Below are 18,380 nucleotides of genomic sequence, written 5' to 3'. Positions count from 1 at the left end.
CCGGCCTCATTCCACATCAGGCGCGGCCGGTCGCGGCCAGATGGTAGCGGCGCTCGTAGCGGCGGGCGAACAGCAGCAGCAGCGCCACGGCCACCACCGAGAACGGCACGCCCGCCAGGCCGATCCAGTTGTAGGCGGCGCCGGTGTTCAGCACCATCTGCCCCACCTGGGCCCCGATCGCGTTCCCGCCGTTGAAGGCGATCTGCACGCACGCGCCGCCCAGAAGCTCGCCCCCGCCCTGGCCGACCTCGACCATGAGGATCTGCTGGGGGCTGGACACGAAGAACAGGCCGACGGAGACGACGAACATCAGCGCGGCGCACAGCACCGAGCCGCGGCCGAACAGGAAGACAAGCAGCAGCGCGACGCCCGCGAGGCTCTGGCCCGCCGCCGCGGCGACGCCGGGGCTCTTGAGGTCCGCGGCCCGCCCGCCGAGCGTGGAGCCCACGACCATGCCCGCACCTGCGAGCACCAGAAGCATCGGGACCGCAGCCTCGGCGAACCCGCCCATATGCTGCAGCCAGGGGGAGACGTAGCTCCACCAGCAGAAGATCCCCGTGTTGCCGAGCAGCACGGCGGCAAGGATGAGCCAGGGGCCGGGCGCCTTGAGGAAGGCGAACTGACCGGCGAGCCCCGCGTCGGGGATGGCGTCGAGCGCGGGCACGAACCGCCAGATGAGGACGGCGGCGAGCACGGCCCAGGCGGTCGCGAACACGAAGGGCGCGTGCCACGAGAAGGCGGTGGCGAGCAGGGTGCCCGCAGGCACGCCCACCATGTTCGCCACGGTCTGCCCGAGCACCATGGTCGCCACCGCCTGGCCCTCGCGGCCGGGGTCGGCGAGCATCTTGGATGCCAGGGTCGCGGTGCCGAAGAACGCCCCGTGCGGCAGGCCGGCGATGAAGCGGCCGGCGAGCAGCATCGCCGGATCGCCCGACAGCGCCGACACCGCGTTGCCCACGGCGCAGATGGCCATGAACCCGATGATGAGCGTGCGCGGCGGGACGCGGCGGCCCACGACGAGCATCGTCGCGCCGGCGCACACGCCCACCGCGTACGCCGTGATGAAGTTGCCGGCCCAGGCGACGCTCACGTCGACGCCCTGGGCGACGACGGGCAGGATGCCCATCATCACGAACTCGGCGAACCCCAGGACGAACGCCCCCATGGCGAGTGCGATCAGGCTCTTCTTCACAGGCCGACCCTTTCTCCGCAGCCGGGCCCGGCGCAGGCGCGCCGCGGGCCCTCCCCCGACACGGGCCGACGGCACCCCGAGGAGGCGCCGTCGGCCCGAGAACTTGAAACCAAGCGATAGTAGCACCGCGCCCGGCGCATGGGCCGGACGCGCGCGCGTTCATGAAAAGTTTGCCCCCCTGCGCGCGCCGGCGCCCGAGGGGCCGCGTCGCCGGGGGCCGCAACGCCCCCTACACGCACCGGCGCCCGGACCGCCTTCTCGGCGGCCGCGGCCCCTACGCCATCGAGATCCGCCAGGTGGCGAAGGCGCACAGCGCGCCGAGCGCGCACACCACGAGGGCGCCGGACAGGTCGGCGAGCATGCCGCCGAGGCGGCGCTCGGCCTTCCACGCCGTGAGCTCGCCGTTGACGCGGCCCCAGATGCGCCACAGCACGAGCGCGCACCCGACCACGCCAACGGCGTTCTGCAGCATCAGCTCGCCGCAGATGAGGCCGATGAGGTTCGCGGCGGCGTACCCGCCGTCCCCCGCGAGGTAGTGCTCGCGCACGAACTTGAGCAGCCAGGCGATGAGCGGCTGGCACATGGCCGAGATGAACGACACGGTGAGCGTGGGGTTCTGCGCCATGGCCTCGCGCAGGCCGTCCATGGTCCCGCCGCCGGCCAGCCATACGTACCCGATCATCGCCACGGGCACCACCACGAGGACGACCTGCACGGTCGTGAAGATCTTGCCCGTGCGGCGCTCGTACTTGGACTGGGGGCGCGCACGGCGCTCGGAGCGCGGCTCCGTCGCCTTCGCCACCGCCGTCACCTCGCGGTCGGCATCGAGCTTCGTCCCGCGTGCAGCCGCCTGAGCCCGACTCGTCTTCGCCATGGTGTCCCCTTTCGCGGGCGGTCCTTCGTCGTCTTGGGAAGATTCCCGTTCATTCTGCCAGATGCACGCCGTCCGTGACGCGCCCATCTGGCAGGGTGAACGGGATTCGCCCCTCGTTCCGCACGCGCCCGCAGCGGGCAAGCGCCGCGAGCGCGCGCGGAGGGGCGGAAAGGCGCCGGGGGATGCCGATCCGGTCATCCCCTGCGCGCCCTTCCGCGCAAAGGCTTAGTGCAGCTCGGGCCAGTACCCCTTGTTGGCCTCGATCAGGTCGTCGAGGATGAGCTTGGCGACCTTGGCGGACGGCACGGTCGCGGACAGCGACAGCGCCTGCCACAGCTTCTGGTAGCTGTGCTCGACCCAGGCCTGGACGACGAGCTTCTCGACGGAGACCTGCTGCTCGAGCATGCCCTTCTGCCACTGCGGCACCTGGCCCTGGCAGATCTTCTCATAGCCGTTCTTGCCCACGATGCAGGGCACCTCGACCATGGCGGTCGGGTCGAAGTTCGACACCGCGCCGTCGTTAGGGACGATGAGCAGGAAGCGCTCCATCGTGTTCTCCGCCAGCGCGCAGGCGAGGTCGACGATGTAGGTCGCGTGCGCGTCGGCCTCGAAGCCGCAGCCCTCGGCGGTGCCCTTCTCGATCACCTCGCGGCAGGCCCCGAACACGCGCTTCTCGCGGCCGTCCATTACCTCGTTGGCGCGGGTGTAGTTCGGGTCGCTCGTCTCCACCACATAATCGGGGAAGATGTAGTACTTGAGGTAGGTGTTGGGGATGGTGTCGGGGTCGAGGGCGTAGACGTCCTTGGCCTTGCCGAAGGTGTGGATCCAGGACTCGTCGATGTGCTGCTCCTGGCCCGGCTCATGGGTGATGCCGTCGAGGTAGCCGTTCTTGGCCATGTGCTTTTTGATCTCGGGCATAAGGTCGTTTCCGTCCTTATCGTAGATCTTGGTGAACCAGCCGTAGTGGTTCAGGCCGTAGTAGCTGTACTGCAGCTCGCGACGGTCCTTGATGCCGCACATGACGGCCATCTTGTCCATGAGGTCGATGGGCATGTCGCAGATGTTGATGATCTTGGAGTTCGGGCGCAGCACGCGGCAGGCCTCGGCGACGATGGCCGCCGGGTTGGAGTAGTTGAGCATCCACGCGTCGGGGCTCCACTTCTCCATGTAGTCAAGGATCTCGATGACGCCGCCGATGGAGCGCATGCCGTAGGCGATGCCGCCGGGGCCGCAGGTCTCCTGGCCGAGCACGCCGTACTTCAGCGGGATCTTCTCATCCTTCTCGCGCATGGCGTACTTGCCGACGCGGATGTGGGCGAGCACGAAGTCGATGCCGGTGAAGGCGGTCTCGGGATCGGTGGTGTAGTTGAACTCGATCTCGGGGGCGTTCTCGCGGAAGTAGATCTCGCAGGCCTTCGCCACGATCTCCTGGCGCTCGGCGTCGTTGTCGTAGAAGGTGATCTTGTTCACCGGGAAGCGGTCGTGCTCCTCGAGCAGCATGAGCGCGATGCCCGGCGTGAAGGTGGAGCCGCCGCCGGCGATGGTGACTGCATACGACTTCTTGGACATAGTGTCAGTCCTCCTTGGGTTCCGGTCGCTCGAAATGCCGTTGCTCGTCGATGCGACCGATTCGACGGGCCGGTTGCTTGCGTTGGGAGCGGACGGGACGGCCGGGGTTTTGCAGTTGACCGTCCCGTCCGACGGAGGGGCACGGGCCCCGGTTACAGGAGCTTCTCGAACTCGTCGCGGACCTTGGGCACCTTGAGGCCGATGATGACCTGGACGGACTTGCCCTTCTTCATGCATCCGCTCGTGCCGATGCTCTTGAAGTCGGCGTCCTCACCCACGCGGGTCTCGTCGATCACGTTGACGCGCAGGCGGGTCACGCAGTTGGTCACGTCGACGATGTTGTCGGAGCCGCCCAGCAGCTCCAGGCACGCGGCGGCGGTCACGGCATAGGGGTTCTCCTCGGCGACCGCGGTGTCACCGGCGGCCAGCGCCTCGGCGGCACCACCCTGCTTGGCGGCGCGGTACTCGGCCTTGCTGCGGAACTTGATCTCCTCCTCGTCGTCCTCGCGACCGGGGGTCTTGAAGTCGAACTTCAGGATGAGCGTACGGAACACGATGAACCAGATGCCGGTGAAGACCAGACCGACGACAAGGCCCATGAGGTAGGTCGTCCAGTGGTTGGCCCACAGAGGGATGAGGTTCAGCGAGCTGATCTCGATGAGGCCGCCGGAGAACACGCCCACCACGCCGACCGCGTTCATGGCCGTCGCCAGGGTCGCCGCGAGCACGCAGTGGACGATAAACAGCGCGGGTGCGATGAACAGGAACGTGAACTCGATGGGCTCGGTGACGCCGCAGAAGATGGCGGTGAGGGTGATCGGGATCAGCAGGCCCAGCAGCTCCTGGCGCTTCTCGGGCTTCGCGGTGGCGTAGAAGGCCAGCGCGATGCCGGGGCAGCCGAACATCTTGGACCACGTGGAGCACGTGAAGGCGGCATACGGAGCAAGCTCGGTAAGCGGCGCGGAGGAAGCGGCGATCTCGGGCAGCTGCTTGGCGAAGGCGGCGTAGATACCGCCGTTCACCACGGCGTTGTCATAGTAGAACGGGCTGTACAGCAGGTGGTGCAGGCCGAACGGGATGAGCGCGCGCTCCAGGAAGGCGAAGATCCACACACCGGGCAGGCCGACCGTGGCCACGAACCCCTGGAAGGCGCGGATGCCGTCCTGAACGTGCGGCCACACCAGGCAGGCGACGAGCGCGGTGGGCAGCATCACGAAGAACGCGATCATGTAGACGAACGTGGATCCCGAGAAGACGCCGAGCCATTCGGGCAACTCGAAATCGAAGAACTTGTTGTGCAGCGCGATGACGATACCGGAGATGGCGAGCGCGCCGATCATGCCCATATCGAGCGTCTTGATGCTCGCGACCATGGCAAGACCCGAGGAACCGCCGACCTCAGCGGAGAAGTCGACGCCGAAGGTCGGCCCCCACTGGGAGAGCATCGTGGAGACGAAATAGTTGAAGGTGAGGTAGGCCACGAGCACTTCCATGCAGCAGCGCGCGTTCTGCTTGTTGGCCAGACCGATGGGCAGCGAGACCGCGAACAGCAGCGGGAGCTGGTTGAACACCGTCCAACCGCCCTGCAGGATCACGTTCCAAACGCCGTACCACAACGTATCGGGAGCCGCCAGTGAGCCGAAGATGACCTCGGTGGTGAACAGCGTGCCGAGGCCGATCACCACGCCAGCGAACGCGAAGAGAAGCACCGGCGTGAACATCGCTCCGCCGAACTTCTGGATCTTTTGCATCATGAGCGGGCTTCCTCCTTTCCTGTACGAGTCGTCCGGACAGGCGAACCCGGACGTCTTCCTCTGACGATAACCTGCATCCCCCCTGCTCAGACACGCAGCCGGCTATAACGTGCCAAACATGTTCGTACAAGTTATGGCCATAGTATGCTTTTCTTGTTCGTACAAGTCTAGGCTCAACGGGGAACGCCCCGCGAACGGTCGGATTTCTCCGGTGAGCGTTTATCTTGTTCGTACAAGTTTGGTAGGTATTCGCGCTGCTCGATAGGGGCGCATCGCCGACGAGGGAGCGACGAACGGGGGCTCCGCCCGTTCATTTTCCAGATCATGGTAGAAAAACACCGTTTGGGGGAGGGTCGCTCGGCGCGCCGTCCCGACACATGCTGACGTCTTGTCTGCTTTGGATGATATGTCCGCTACAGACGCGCCGGTTCTCGATCCGGTACGCCCTCGGCGGCCCGATTCTGCCGTCCGGGAAGCCGGTTCGCGCCCGGGAAGCGGGAAAACCGCCTCCGACCGACGGATGCCCCTCCCCCAAACGGCGATTCTCTGCCTTGCTCGGAAAAACGAACGTACAGTCTCCGGAGATCCGGCGGAAACGACCCGGAGCTACCCCGCCTGACGCCGCAGCGCGGTCTCGTGATAGGCGAAGAAGCCCGGGCGCTGGCGCGACACGGTGTATTCGATCATGACGCCGTCCGCGTCGAAGGTATGCGACCGCATGACGCCCACGGCGTTGAACTCGCCGAGGTCGATGTACTTGTAGTCGCTCTCCGTCGCCGCCTCCACGGTTATGGTGCGCTTGCTCGTCCCGATCTTCATGCCGAGCTCGCCTTCCAGGTAGGCGTAGACCGAGTCGGAGATGATATCGAGCGTGAGCCCGGGCACCTCCTCGGACAGGTAGAAGCTCTCATCGGTCGAGATGCGCATGCCGTCCGCGCGGCGCGCGCGCATGATATGGGTGAGGCTGCTCCCCACGGCGAAACCCGTCATCTCCGCGAGCTCGTCGTCGGCGACGATCTCCTCGAGCAGCACGGCATCGGTATGGGGTGTGAACTTCAGACGGGCGGCGAGCTCGTTGAACGTCTCCAGGCCGTTGTAGCCGCTGATATCGTGCAGAACGGGGTTACGGATCACGCGGACGCCCTTACCCTGCTGGGACTGGACGTACCCGTCCTCCGCGAGCATGCGCAGCGCACGGCGCACGGAGCTGCGCGAGCATCCGAACCGGACGGTGAGCTCAGCCTCAGAGGGCAGGAACGATTGGTACGCGAAGGTCCCGTCCTCGATGTTCCCCTTGAGGGCGCGATAGATATCCTGAAATACAGACTTGGGCATGAATCCACCTATTCGAACAACTTGTTCTCCCCAGTATACCCCGTCGGCATATCGAACCGATCGCCCACCCTGCGGAACCAGTTGCGAAACGGCGCCTTCAACCCGATCGAACATGCAGCGGCAGCACGCCCCGGCATGATCGGGCCCCTGCAGACGACGCGCCGCCGAATCGGCAGGACGGCATGAGCCGGAGCGCCGCCGAATCGTCAGGGCGGCGCGAGCCGGAGCGCCGCCGACTCGGTGAAGCCCCTGGGCGGATGAGCCCTTTTCCGTTTCCCGGAAAGCGGCCGGACGAGTCGTCCGGGCACACCTATGCGGACTCGGCCCGCACGCTGGGGCAGATGTCCGCAAGCGGGCACTCCCCGCACCGCGGCCGGCGCGCGTCGCAAATCTCCCTGCCCAGCATGATCCACTGATGGTTGACGTCGTTCCAGTACTCGCGCGGCAGGATCTTGAGCAGATCCCGCTCGGTCTTAAGCGGCTCCTTCTCATGCGTCTTGGGCGAGAGCTTGAGCCGGTGCGCGATGCGGTTCACATGCGTGTCGACCGCGATGCCCTCCACGATGCCGTACCCGACGTTCAGCACGATGTTGGCGGTCTTGCGCCCGACGCCCGGAAGCTTCACGAGCTCCTTCATATCCGCGGGGACCTGCCCGCCGTAGTCCGCCGCGATCATCTGGGCGCACTCGACGCAGTGCTTCGCCTTGGTCTTGTAGAACCCCAGGGACTTGATGACCTCGGCGATCTCGGCCGGGGTCGCCCCCGCCATGGCCTCCGGCGTGGGCCAGCGGCGGAAGAGCTCCGGCGTCACCTTGTTCACCTGGGCATCCGTGGTCTGCGCGGACAGCAGGACCGAGATGACCAACCTGAACGGGTTCTCGTGGTCCAGGAAGCACTCGACCGGGCCGTAGCGCTCGTTCAGGCGCCGGCACACCTCGATCGCGCGCTCGCGCTTCGCGGCATTCGTCTCTCGTGGCATTATGCGTCCTCCCCGTTCAGATCATCTGCCGACCCGTCGCGGTCGGCGCCATCGACCTCCGCGCCGCCTCCCCGTGCGCCGGAAGCGGTTCCAGCGGATGCCGCACCCTCGGCCCCCGCGTGATGCCCGCGCGCGTCGTCAGGTGACGAGCCGTCCGCGCCGCCCGCTTCCCCGATGCCGAAAGCGTCGGCCGGCAACGGCAACGGGCCCTCGTCCAGCGCATCGACCTGCAGGGGCGCCGCGCCCTCGCCGAGGATGCGGGCGAGCTCGTCCTCGTCCCCCATCGCGGTCACGGAGCGCAGGCGCCGCTCGATCGCACGGGTGCGCGTGGTCATGAGGGTCTCCACCGTGTTCCCAGCGCGGTTGATCTGGTCGTAGGCCTTCTGCAGCGCGGCCTGGTACCGCGGGAGCTCGGCCTTGACCGCCGAGAGGACCTTCTGGATCTCGTCCGCCCGGCGCTGGAAGGCGAAGCTCTGGTAGCTCATCTGCAGGCTGCTCAGGATCGCCGCCATGGTGGACGGCCCCGCGACGCTCACCTGGTGGTCGCGCTGCAGGCCCTCGACGAGCCCCGGCATGTCCACCACCTCGGCGTACAGGCCCTCGAACGGCAGGAACATGATGGCGAAGTTCGTGGTCTGCGGTACCGAGAGGTACTTCTCGGAGATGTCCCTCGCCTCCGCCCTGATGCGCTGCTCGAGCTGCCTTCGCGCGGCGGCGACCGCATCGGCGTCCCCCGTGTCGATTGCGGCGCGCAGGTGCTCGTAGGCGTCCCCGGGGAACTTGGCGTCGATGGGCAGGAGGACCGGCTCGCCGCCCTCGACGGGGATCCTCACCGCGTACTCGACGCGCTCCGAGCTCCCCGGCTTGGTGACCGCGTTCTGCACGTACTGCTCGGGAGCGAGGATATCGGCCAGGATCGCGCCCAGCTGGACCTCGCCCAGGATGCCGCGCGTCTTGACGTTGCCGAGGACGCGCTTGAGGTCCCCCACGCCCGCGGCGATCCCCTGCATGTCGCCGAGGCCCTTGTAGACCGCCTCGAGCTGGTCGCTCACCTGCTTGAACGACTGCGACAGACGGCTGTCCAGGGTGCGCTGGAGCTTCTCGTCGACGGTGGCGCGCATGCGGTCGAGCTGCCGCTCGTTATCGGAGCGGATCGCCCCCAGCTGGCGCTCCACCGCGGTGCGCACCTCTCCCAGGCGCACGTCGGAGACCTCGCGGCTCTGCTCGAGCTGGGCGGCGAGCTCCCGGCGCAGCTCGTCCATCTTGGCGGAGGCGCGGCCGAACTCGCGGCCGAGCGCCTCGTGCCGCTCGCGGTCGAGCGCCGCCGCCCCGGACGCGTGCTGGGTCAGCGCCGCCACGGAGGCGCCCATCCGGGAGAGCGCCCCGCCGAGCGCATCGAGCGATGCGGAGGCGCGCGCCAGCTCCTCGCGCGCCTCGCGCAGCTCCGCCCCGTGCTCGCGCTGAGCGCGCAGGAGCCTGAGCATGAGCAGGAGGGCGGCGACGGAGCACCCTGCAGCGAGGGCGGCGATCGCGATGGCTGTCGTCAGCATGAGCTCCATGTGGCCCCTTCCGTACCGTTCGTCACGACGGCGCCGTCCACGGGGACGGCGCTCGGCGGCGCGCCGGGTCGCGCCGGACAGGACCCGCCGGTTTCCCTCGGTCCGGACCCGCCGGCCGTCGCACGCGCCCATGGCCGCCATTATAGTATGAAGCCCGACGCCATCCCCTGCAGCCAGCCGTGCACGCGCTCCCACATGGCGGCGAGAAGACCGGCGACCTCCTCGGGGGACGCCCCGCTCAGGATGCAGGTCAGCACGTAGGATGCCAGGAACGCAGCGACCAGGACGACCGGGACCAGCGCGGCGACGCCGAGGGCCCTCAGCGCGCCCAGCCGCCGGCGACGGCGCGCGCGGCGCCTTCCGTAGGCGATCTCCTCGCGGTACGCCTCGCGCCCGATCTCCCCGGCATCGTACCCGGAGCGCGCGGGGGACGCAGGCGATGGCACACGGGCCTCATCGACCGCGCCCGCCCCGCCGCCGAACGGCCCCCGCCGGACACGCGGGCGGCGCCGGAGCCCGAAGCCCGACGGCTCGTCCAGATCGTCGCCGAAGACGCGCATGAGGGAGGAGGGGCGCGGCGACCCCGCCGCGAGGCGGTCCCCCGGCGGACGCGAGAAGCGGTCCGGCGCGTGCTGGGCGGACTCGATAAACAGGTTCATGGTGCAAGCCTCCGTTCAGGGGCGTGCACGAAAGAGGGTGGGTCCATTCTGAAGGGCCGCCCCGCACCCGTCAAGGTCGGTGCGCGGCCGCGTGCCCCGCCGCGCGCTACGCGGCTCGCTGCGCGTCGAGCACGCGGCGGATCAGCTCGTCCGCCTCGAAATCGAACAGGCCGTCCGCCGGCAGCTGCGCGATGACGGCGCCCTCGGCCTCCGGATGCCCCCGGCGCGCGAGCTCGCCGCGCACATAGGCGGCGGGGTCGGCCAGGTGCGCCCGGGGATCGGCCGTGACCTGCCACAGGTCCGTCGCGTAGAGCCACCAGGCGCGGGCGAGGTGGTCGACCACCGCACGGGCGCACGGCGCCACCGCGGCGGCGACGGGATCGGTCAGGTCGCTCGCGACCGTGGTGCCCACCTGGACGCCGAAGCACTGGGCCCCCGCGCACGCGGTCCCCATGAAGCGGGCCCGCTCCCAGATGTCGATCAGTCGCTCCTCGTGGAGCGGCACGAGCCCCACCTGGGCGAGGTCCTCGACCGTGAGCGGCAGGAGGGCGCCCGCCTCCGCCCCCGTCCCGTCGACCGCGCCGACCATGACGGCGCCCTCGCACGCCATGAGGTCGCTCACCACCGTGAGGCCGAGTGCCATGCGGTCAACCACCTCGACGCCCGCGGGGAACATGTAGCGCTCCCGCAGATACCGCGCGACGGCGGGTCCGAACCCGTCGTCGCCGCGAAACCCGTTGCCCACGCAGATGATCGAGACCCTCATAGCTCGCCCCTTCGTAATGCTGCCAATATGGACAAATGTACGAAGGCAGGCGGGCGGGCGCAAGAACGGGGGACGTCCTTTCGCCCCACCGGTCGCCAGACGTCGGCAGCTGACGGGAACGCGGGGGTCCGGGTGCCCGCCTCACCGGCATCCGACGGGGACGCGGGGGTCCAGGTGCCCGACGCGCCGGCATCCGACGGGGCACGGGCCCCGACGCCGGGGGCCCGACGCGGCCACGGGCCCAGACGTGCCGGCATCCGACGCGGCCACGAGCCCAGACGCGCCAGCACCCGGCGGCGATCCGAACCCCGCCGCACCGACAACCCGTGGCGTCACAGGACGCCTCCGAACTCGCCGCGCCTCCGCGCCCGCCGCGTCCCCGAACCCGCCGCGTAACAGGAAACGGCCGCCCGCGGATGCGGACGGCCGTCGACAGCGAGGTGGGAACGGCGCCTAGTAGTTGACGACGTGCTCCTCGAAGTAGCTCTGCGGGTGGTTGCACACGGGGCACAGCTGCGGGGCGGTGGGGCCGACGTGCAGGTGGCCGCAGTTGCCGCACTTCCACACCTTGACGCCCTCGCGGGTGAAGACCTCGCCCTTCTCCACGCGCTCGGCGAGCTTGAGATAGCGCTCCTCGTGAGCCTTCTCGACGGCGCCGACGCCGCGGAACTTGGCGGCGATCTCCTTGAAGCCCTCCTCGTCCGCGGTCTTGGCGAACTCGTCGTACATGGTGGTCCACTCGTAGTTCTCACCGGCGGCGGCGTCCTTCAGGTTGGTGAGGGTGTCGGGCACCTCGCCGCCGTGCAGGTACTTGAACCAGAGCTTCGCATGCTCGGACTCGTTCAGGGCGGTCTCCATGAAGATGTTGGAGATCTGGACGTAGCCGTCCTTCTTGGCCTTGGAGGAGTAGTAGCGGTACTTGGTGTGGGCCTGGGACTCGCCGGCGAAGGCGGTCTCGAGGTTCTTCTTGGTCTGGGAGTTCTCGAAGTCCATTGGTGTTCCTCCTTGCGTGTCGTAGCCACCGGGCGTTCGCGCTCGGTGGCCTTATTGTAAATGATTCCTAATAAGAAACCATCTACCCTACCGGTTCTATACCCAACTCCACCGTCGCTACATACCGCGTCACCCATGGCAAACGGCAGACGGTCTCCACGCAGGCGCCTCGGCGGGATGCGCGGGCCTTCCACGCGGACGCTCAAGCGGGATGTCCGAGACGGGGCCGCCGGGCAGGCCGGCAGCGCTCCTCGCAGCGCGAAGCATCTGCGTGCGCGCATACCGTTGTTTACCGGAGGGCCGGCGGCTCCCCGCGCGGAGCGCCCGTATCAGGCGATCGACCAGGTCCCGTCGGCTTCGCGCGCGAACCCCTCCCGCACGAGATCAGCCAGGATGGACGAGACGGTCTCGGCGGGCACCGCATCGCGGCCCGCAGCGCGCTCGAGGCCGTCAACCCCGTCGCGGACCTCCTCGAGCGTGAGCCCCGCCGCGCCGGCGGACTGGGCATCGAGCAGCATGCGCACGATATGGGCGCGCTTCTGACGGCGCGATCCCTCGAAGCGCGACTGGCGCGTGTACGAGCTGGACCGACGCGACGGGTTCGGCACGGCACGCTTCAGCCACGCGCCGTAATCCAGCATGGCGTAATACCAGGACCGGGGCGTGTCGTCGGCGTCCTGCGGGACGGCGAACGGGGAGGGCTCGGCGTCGGCTACCCCCTCCCCCCGCGCGGCTCCGGGAGCATCCGGGCACGTGGCGCGGACGAGCGGCGTCAGCTCGCGGTCGGAGACGCCCGGGACGTCCGGGAAGAGATGATGCAGCATCACGGCGCGCACGTTGGTCTCGAGGTAGACCCCGGGGAGGTCGAAGGCGAAGGCCCGGATGCCCTGCGCGGTGGCGGGCCCGATTCCCGGCAGCGCCTTGAGCTCGTCGGCGTCCTGCGGGAACACGCCGTCGCGATCGCGCGTCACCGCCTCGGCGGCGGCCTTCAAGGCGAGCGCCCTGCGGTTGTAGCCCATCCCCTGCCATGCGGCCAGCACCTCGGAAGTCGGTGCGGCCGCGAGCGACTCGACGGTCGGGAAGCGCTCCAGCCACTCCGGCCATCGCGTGAGCACGCGGGCGACCTGGGTCTGCTGCAGCATCACCTCGGACAGCCAGATCCCGTACGGGTCGCGCGTGCGGCGCCACGGGAGGTCCCGGTAGCGTTCTGCCCCCTCGCGGCGCACCAGCATGCGGAACTGCTCGATATCGGGCACATGGGCTCCTTGTCGACGGAAGACGGGGCGCTCGCCCCGCACGGGATCGAAATAACGGCTAGGCGGTCTTCCCGCACCCTTCGCACGATACGTAGGACGTGAAGGCCGAGCGGTCCGCGAACTTCGGGTCGACCGCGGGCGCGCGCCTGCAGTTGACGACGTCATCCAGCGTGACCGAGTCCAGATAGCTGTTGACGAGCGCCTGGGTTCCCGCCCAGATGGGGTGATAGCAGCACTCCGGCTGACGGTAGCACGCCCCCTCCGGCGTCATGCAGTCGTTCATGATGAGCGGCCCTTGGACCGCCTCGACGATCTGCCTGATGGTCACCTGCGCCGGATCGACCTTGAGCCGCATGCCGCCGCGGACGCCGCGCAGGCTCTCGATGATGCCCGCTTGGACGAGCCCGTGCTGGATGGAGCGCGCGAAGGAATAGGGGACGCCCACCTCCTCGGCGGCGGTCCGGACGGACAGCAGGCTCCCCGGATCCTTCGCCAGCATGGAGAGCATGCGGAGCGCGTAATCGGTCTTCCTGGAGATGTCCATCTCTACTCCTTGCGCATACCGTTCGCCGCCGTCCGCACCGGGAGGCGATCGCGGGAACACCGCAGGATAGGGCATACACACAAGCCGCCCGTCTGCGAGAAACGTGAGCATAACTATACACCCGCGGGGCGCGTCCATACGCATGCCATGCGCGCTCACGAGTATTGCCCATTCGCGGATACCGGGACGTGCGGGGCTTGCCCATACGGGAATGTCGGGGCCGCGGAGCTGCGAACGCGGTCCCGGGCATGCCGCGGGCCAGCCAGGCGTGAAGCATCCGGTTTACCCGGGCGGCCAGCTTGGCAACGAAACGAATCCTCGATCTGGTTCGATTAACTATATACCCAGACAACTGGTGCTCTACATGTGAATGAGAAAATGACCCCCCCCCGATGGAAACCGAGGCATGAAAAAGTATTCCATCGAGGCGGGCGGCGGCAAGACAAGGCGCGACGTGCTCCGCCTAAAGATCGAGCATGTACCTCGATCCAATGAAGTACTGGCGACCGATATAGACCGGTCGGTCATCCTGATCGAGCGCGTACGTCGCTATGTACAGCAACGGCTCACCCTTTGAAACCTGCAGCAAGCCGGCCTTAGAGCTTGATGCCCCAACAGACTGTATGAGTACGCGCGAGTTCTTAACCGGTCGACGACCGTACAGCTCGTTCATAAGCTGATAGATCGATTCACTTTCAAGCCGCACGATCGCCAGCTCCTTGTTTTGGCTGTAGGGCAAATACATGTTCTCCTCAAAGATAGGAATGTCGCTCGCCGTGCGAACACGTTTGATGTGCAAGACGAGCTCTCCTTCCGAAAGACCGAAAAAATCGCTCTCATCAGGCTTCGGCAGCACGATCTCCCGCTTCACCAAACGGGCTCCGGACTCTCGCCCGTTGTGGCGACAGATATCCGTGAAGCTTTCAGGAAGCCCGCCCTGCAAAAGGCGACGCCGCATGCGCGGGGCACAGACAAAGGTGCCGAGCCCACGGCGCTTAACAAGATAGCCCTCCGTGCTCAAGTCCTCAATTGCGCGCCGCACGGTGATGCGGCTCACGTTGTACTTCTCGGAAAGCTCTGACTCGGTAGGGATCTTCTCGTTCGGCTTATAGACGCCGTCCTCGATTAAGGCCTTTATGTCATCGAAAATCTGTCGATAAAGCGGCGTTTCAGTCTGGCGCACGTTTTGCTCCTCGTTCCGCACACTCCGCGCCAATAGACGCTGTTCAAGGAACTTGGCACAGCTTTGGCGTTTCTGCTGCCTGTTTCTGGGTAAAGGGTACTATACATCTATAACTTATTTGCTAGTAATAATCAATTAAAACGATATCATTGGAATAAACCCCCTTAACAGAGCGGCTGGACCCCCGGGAAAGGACCCTGAAGACCCCGGGCAGAGGGCTCGAACTCCCAAATTCGAGCCTCCATCAAGCAACCCAACGAGCCCTTGAGCCATGACGGACATCAGGCCGTGGCGCTGAGCCCCTCGCGAGGCGCCCGTCCCGCTCCCCGCACTCGACCGTTCACGCCAGCGCGCCACGCCGACTGATACTAAAAAACGAGGAAGGGACGTCAACGGCGCCCCTTCCTCGCTCATACCGCATAGCCCGAAGTGGATTTCGGTCTAGGCCGCAGCCTCGGTGATGCCCAAGCGAAGGAGCTCCGCATCGAGCAGGTCGATGTCCTCCCGCTCAAGCTGCCATTCGAACGTAGCGCAATTCTCCTCCGCTTCGCGAACGTTGCGAACGCCCGTGAGCGCTGTGGTGACGAAGCTCTTTTGGGTACTCCAGTTGATCGCAATCTGAGCGAGCGGCTTTCCGTACTTCTCGGAGACCCTGTCCATTGTCTTCAGGAATTCCTGAATCTTCGAGAACATCGGCTCATGGTAGAACGGGTAGAAGGTGTTGCGGAAATCGTTCTCCGCAAAGTTCGGCTTCTCGCGAATCGAGCCGGTCAGGATACCCGAGCCCAGCGATCCCCACGTCATGACGTCGATGTCATGCTCCTCGCACCATTTGAGCTGGTCGATAGCAGACTGGTTGACCATGGAGAACGGCAGCTGGACGATATCGATGTCGGCATATTCGGAAGCCTGGGCAATATAGTCGGTGTCGACATTGCACAGGCCGATCATCTTGACCTTGCCCGCCTCCTTGAGGCCCTGGACATAGCTCATCGTATCCTTGATGGGCGTGCCGAAATCATCGGGCCAGTGCATGAGGTAGATATCGAAGTAATCCGTACCGAGGCGACGAACCGAATCCGCGAACTCGCGCTCGATGGACTCCGGTGTGCTCTTGTGGACGCCCTTACCGTCCTCGATATACGACCCGAACTTGGTGGCGAGAACGATCTTGTCTCGGTCGAGGCCCTGCATGGCCTTGCCGACAACCTCCTCGGAATGGCCGGACCCGTAGATAGGGGCCGTATCGATCAGGTTGACGCCGCCCTCGAGCATCGCACGAATGGCACGAATCGACTCGGCATCATCGACCTCTCCATAGCTCGCTCCCAGGGAGTTGGCACCGCCGATGGCCCATGTGCCCACCGTGATGGCGGAAATATCGACCCCGGACTTCTTCATAGTCTTGTAGCGCATGATTACTTCTCCTCCTGGCAAATCACACTGATACGGAACATGCCCGGCTCGCAAGCGCGCTCAAAGGCGTGCTGGATCTCGTCGAGCGGAATCTTCTCCTCGACCAGCTCGGAGAAGTTGGCGACCCCCATGTTGATGAGGTTGGCCGCCTCTTTGAAATCGACATAGTCCGCGCCATAGGTGCCGACGATCACCATGCGGCGGTAGTGGACCGTGTTGGGATCGAGCTCCCACTTGGGCGCCGGATAGCCCGCAGCGAAGATGAGCAGGCGGCCGCGCTTCTCCTTGAGCATGTCGATGGCCTGCGCGTATGCGCCGGAAGCGGCAACGGCAACGATGACGCCGTCGGCGCCCTTGCCGCCCGTGAGCTCCTTGACCTTCTCGACCGGATCGCACGCGGAGACGTCGATGGCCTCAAGCCCCAGCCTGCGGGCGGCCTCGAGCTTCTTGGGCATCATCTCGGTGATGAGCACGCGGCAACCGTGTGCCTTGGCAACGAGGGCGTTCAGGATTCCCATGGTGCCCGCGCCGATAACCACGACCGTATCCCCGAAGTCGCAGCCGAAGCGACGGAACCCGGCGCAGCAGGTGCCCAAAGGCTCGAGGAGGGCGGCGGTAGAGGGGTCGATGCCCTCATCGATCTTGTAGCAGGCGACCTCGTTGACAATCGTGCGCTCAGCGCAGCCCGCATTCCCGAAATAGCCGTCGGGATTGGGATGATCGGCCCCCATGAGGTGAGGGCACTCGCTTGTGCGGCCCTCGCGGCTGGGAATGGTATACGGATCGTAGTGATAACCACTCGCCACGTAATCGCCAACCTGCACGCTCGAGACCTCGGAGCCCACTTCCTCGACGATGCCGGCCCACTCGTGACCGAACACAAGCGGAAGAGGACGGTTGGTGCGGGCGCCGTTGAAGACACCGTACTCAGACGTGCAGATGTTGTCCGCAAGGATTCGCACGAGGACCTCATGGCTTCCAACCTCGGGAAGCTCTCGGTCGACGAGCTCCGCTTTGCCTGCCGCACGAAGAACCGCAGTTTTAACTAGCATGTCTACTCCATTTCTCATTATCTATCGGGGCCTACCTCGCATCGGCGACGCGCACGCGACGCAGGCACGCTGCTATCGAACCCGAATATCGCGCGCGTGCTTCACCACAAGGTCGAGCACCAGCCAGTCCGAATCCTTGAGGCCGCACGTCCTGCACGCGAACGAGCGGATCGCCTCATCGTCCTCGAGGGCCTCGTTCTGCTCTTCCGCCAAGCGGAGCAACCCGTATGCGATACCGCGCGCAAGGTAGAGCGGCACGATGCCGTGCTCCACGCACATAAGGGCAGGACCGACGAAACGGTTTTCCCGAGAGAGCTTCTCGGCCGTGCCCGCCATCACGCGGTCGACGGGATCCTTCACGTCGGCGTCGAGCTTGGCCATGATGAACGCGACCCATTCCGCATCCTCCTCCTCATCGAAGGAGTACTCCTGAAGAATCGCCGCGTGTGCCTCGTCGAACGCCCCCGTGATGTTTGAGCGGATCCACGGGTCCCGGTAGCAGTCGCAGATGTAGCGCAGTCCCTGGTGAACGCCCATGAACGCCGACATCGCATGAAGCATGTTGCCGCAATAGACCTTGCGATAGATATGGCCTTGGGCGCCGTGGACATACGAGACGTGCTCCACTGCGATGCGCGGCCCCACCCACGCATCGGCATCGATCTCAAGGCCGGGGTTGGCGGACACCACGACCTGCCAGGGATTTGCCCCCGGCTCGCTCGGCATGCCCGCGGCGAGCACCATGACCTGGCACACACCGACCATCCGGTCGAAATAGGCGCGCTCGTCAACCGTCAGCTCCGCCTCGATATACCCGCGGACCTTTGCGGGCGCACCCAGCGCGTTGACGCACAGCAAGATGTTGAGCGGGCGCTCGCAACCGGCCTCGCAGCGGCAGCGGATCGCTCGGGCCATCGCATGGGAGATGCTTTCGAAGGCACCTTCGTACACGCAGCAGGCGGCGATATCCACCTTGTCGCTGAGCAGCTCAACGATGTCCTCGTCATCGGTGGCATCCACGATATCGAACGCATCGATACGCGTCGTCTCATCGATGGCGTGCCCGTCGGTCACACGGGCATCGTAATAACCCTGGGCTTTGAGCTGGCGCATACCCTCGACGTACCTGTCGTACAGATGCAGCTTCCAGCCCTCGTTTGCAAAAAGGAGTCCCACGACACCGCGGCCGATCTTTCCAGCGCCGAGGATCGCGATTTCCTTAATCATGCTGTCGACCCCCATTCCCATG

16 protein-coding genes are annotated in these 18,380 nt (G+C 66.3%); all 16 read right to left on the bottom strand.

Annotation, left to right across the window (positions count from 1 at the left end; all coding sequences use genetic code 11):
• Nucleotides 1–16 precede the first annotated feature (16 nt).
• Nucleotides 17–1,192 carry an MFS transporter gene (locus tag PHA29_RS02030; protein ID WP_270847805.1) on the bottom strand — a complete coding sequence of 392 codons (1,176 nt, stop codon included), beginning with the start codon at nucleotides 1,190–1,192 and terminating at the stop codon, nucleotides 17–19.
• 274 nt (nucleotides 1,193–1,466) lie between these two features.
• Nucleotides 1,467–2,066 (bottom strand): hypothetical protein, encoded by a 600-nt coding sequence (locus PHA29_RS02025; RefSeq protein WP_270403952.1) that lies wholly within the window; start codon nucleotides 2,064–2,066, stop codon nucleotides 1,467–1,469.
• Between the two features lie 225 nt (nucleotides 2,067–2,291).
• Nucleotides 2,292–3,635, bottom strand: a complete 1,344-nt coding sequence (locus PHA29_RS02020) for a 6-phospho-alpha-glucosidase (protein WP_270574242.1) — start codon at nucleotides 3,633–3,635, stop codon at nucleotides 2,292–2,294.
• Between the two features lie 152 nt (nucleotides 3,636–3,787).
• Complete coding sequence (locus PHA29_RS02015) at nucleotides 3,788–5,389, bottom strand: alpha-glucoside-specific PTS transporter subunit IIBC (RefSeq protein ID WP_270847804.1); 1,602 nt, start codon at nucleotides 5,387–5,389, stop codon at nucleotides 3,788–3,790.
• 606 nt (nucleotides 5,390–5,995) lie between these two features.
• Complete coding sequence (locus PHA29_RS02010) at nucleotides 5,996–6,724, bottom strand: UTRA domain-containing protein (protein WP_270847789.1); 729 nt, start codon at nucleotides 6,722–6,724, stop codon at nucleotides 5,996–5,998.
• A gap of 310 nt (nucleotides 6,725–7,034) precedes the next feature.
• The gene (nth, locus tag PHA29_RS02005) at nucleotides 7,035–7,703 is read right to left on the bottom strand and encodes an endonuclease III (protein WP_270403945.1); all 669 of its coding nucleotides are present in this window, start codon (nucleotides 7,701–7,703) and stop codon (nucleotides 7,035–7,037) included.
• Nucleotides 7,703–9,262: a DNA recombination protein RmuC gene (gene rmuC, locus PHA29_RS02000; protein ID WP_270847788.1), complete on the bottom strand. Its 1,560-nt coding sequence runs from the start codon at nucleotides 9,260–9,262 to the stop codon at nucleotides 7,703–7,705. The genes nth and rmuC overlap by 1 nt, the downstream gene beginning before the upstream one ends.
• 140 nt (nucleotides 9,263–9,402) lie before the next feature.
• The gene (locus PHA29_RS01995; RefSeq protein ID WP_270847786.1) at nucleotides 9,403–9,921 is read right to left on the bottom strand and encodes a hypothetical protein; all 519 of its coding nucleotides are present in this window, start codon (nucleotides 9,919–9,921) and stop codon (nucleotides 9,403–9,405) included.
• Between the two features lie 106 nt (nucleotides 9,922–10,027).
• On the bottom strand, nucleotides 10,028–10,687 hold the full coding sequence (locus PHA29_RS01990) for a hydrogenase maturation protease (protein ID WP_270847784.1): 660 nt from the start codon (nucleotides 10,685–10,687) through the stop codon (nucleotides 10,028–10,030).
• A 453-nt stretch (nucleotides 10,688–11,140) separates the two neighbouring features.
• On the bottom strand, nucleotides 11,141–11,680 hold the full coding sequence (gene rbr / locus PHA29_RS01985; RefSeq protein ID WP_270403941.1) for a rubrerythrin: 540 nt from the start codon (nucleotides 11,678–11,680) through the stop codon (nucleotides 11,141–11,143).
• A gap of 329 nt (nucleotides 11,681–12,009) precedes the next feature.
• On the bottom strand, nucleotides 12,010–12,912 hold the full coding sequence (locus PHA29_RS01980) for an HhH-GPD family protein (protein ID WP_270847857.1): 903 nt from the start codon (nucleotides 12,910–12,912) through the stop codon (nucleotides 12,010–12,012).
• Between the two features lie 82 nt (nucleotides 12,913–12,994).
• The gene (locus PHA29_RS01975; RefSeq protein ID WP_270574561.1) at nucleotides 12,995–13,480 is read right to left on the bottom strand and encodes an RrF2 family transcriptional regulator; all 486 of its coding nucleotides are present in this window, start codon (nucleotides 13,478–13,480) and stop codon (nucleotides 12,995–12,997) included.
• Nucleotides 13,481–13,943: 463 nt separating this feature from the next.
• Nucleotides 13,944–14,663 carry a GntR family transcriptional regulator gene (locus PHA29_RS01970; protein ID WP_270847782.1) on the bottom strand — a complete coding sequence of 240 codons (720 nt, stop codon included), beginning with the start codon at nucleotides 14,661–14,663 and terminating at the stop codon, nucleotides 13,944–13,946.
• Nucleotides 14,664–15,104: 441 nt separating this feature from the next.
• On the bottom strand, nucleotides 15,105–16,079 hold the full coding sequence (locus PHA29_RS01965) for an aldo/keto reductase (protein ID WP_270847780.1): 975 nt from the start codon (nucleotides 16,077–16,079) through the stop codon (nucleotides 15,105–15,107).
• Nucleotides 16,080–16,081: 2 nt separating this feature from the next.
• Complete coding sequence (locus PHA29_RS01960) at nucleotides 16,082–17,131, bottom strand: zinc-dependent alcohol dehydrogenase (protein ID WP_270847779.1); 1,050 nt, start codon at nucleotides 17,129–17,131, stop codon at nucleotides 16,082–16,084.
• Nucleotides 17,132–17,203: 72 nt separating this feature from the next.
• A complete protein-coding gene (locus PHA29_RS01955; RefSeq protein WP_270847778.1) occupies nucleotides 17,204–18,379 on the bottom strand; it encodes a mannitol dehydrogenase family protein in 1,176 nt (391 codons plus the stop codon).
• Nucleotide 18,380 lies beyond the last annotated feature (1 nt).

It is taken from the genome of Candidatus Collinsella stercoripullorum (assembly GCF_027669965.1).
In the GTDB taxonomy this organism is placed as follows: domain Bacteria; phylum Actinomycetota; class Coriobacteriia; order Coriobacteriales; family Coriobacteriaceae; genus Collinsella; species Collinsella stercoripullorum.
The sequence above is the reverse complement of the archived record's forward strand: the minus strand, read 5'-3'. Positions and strand labels throughout refer to the sequence as shown.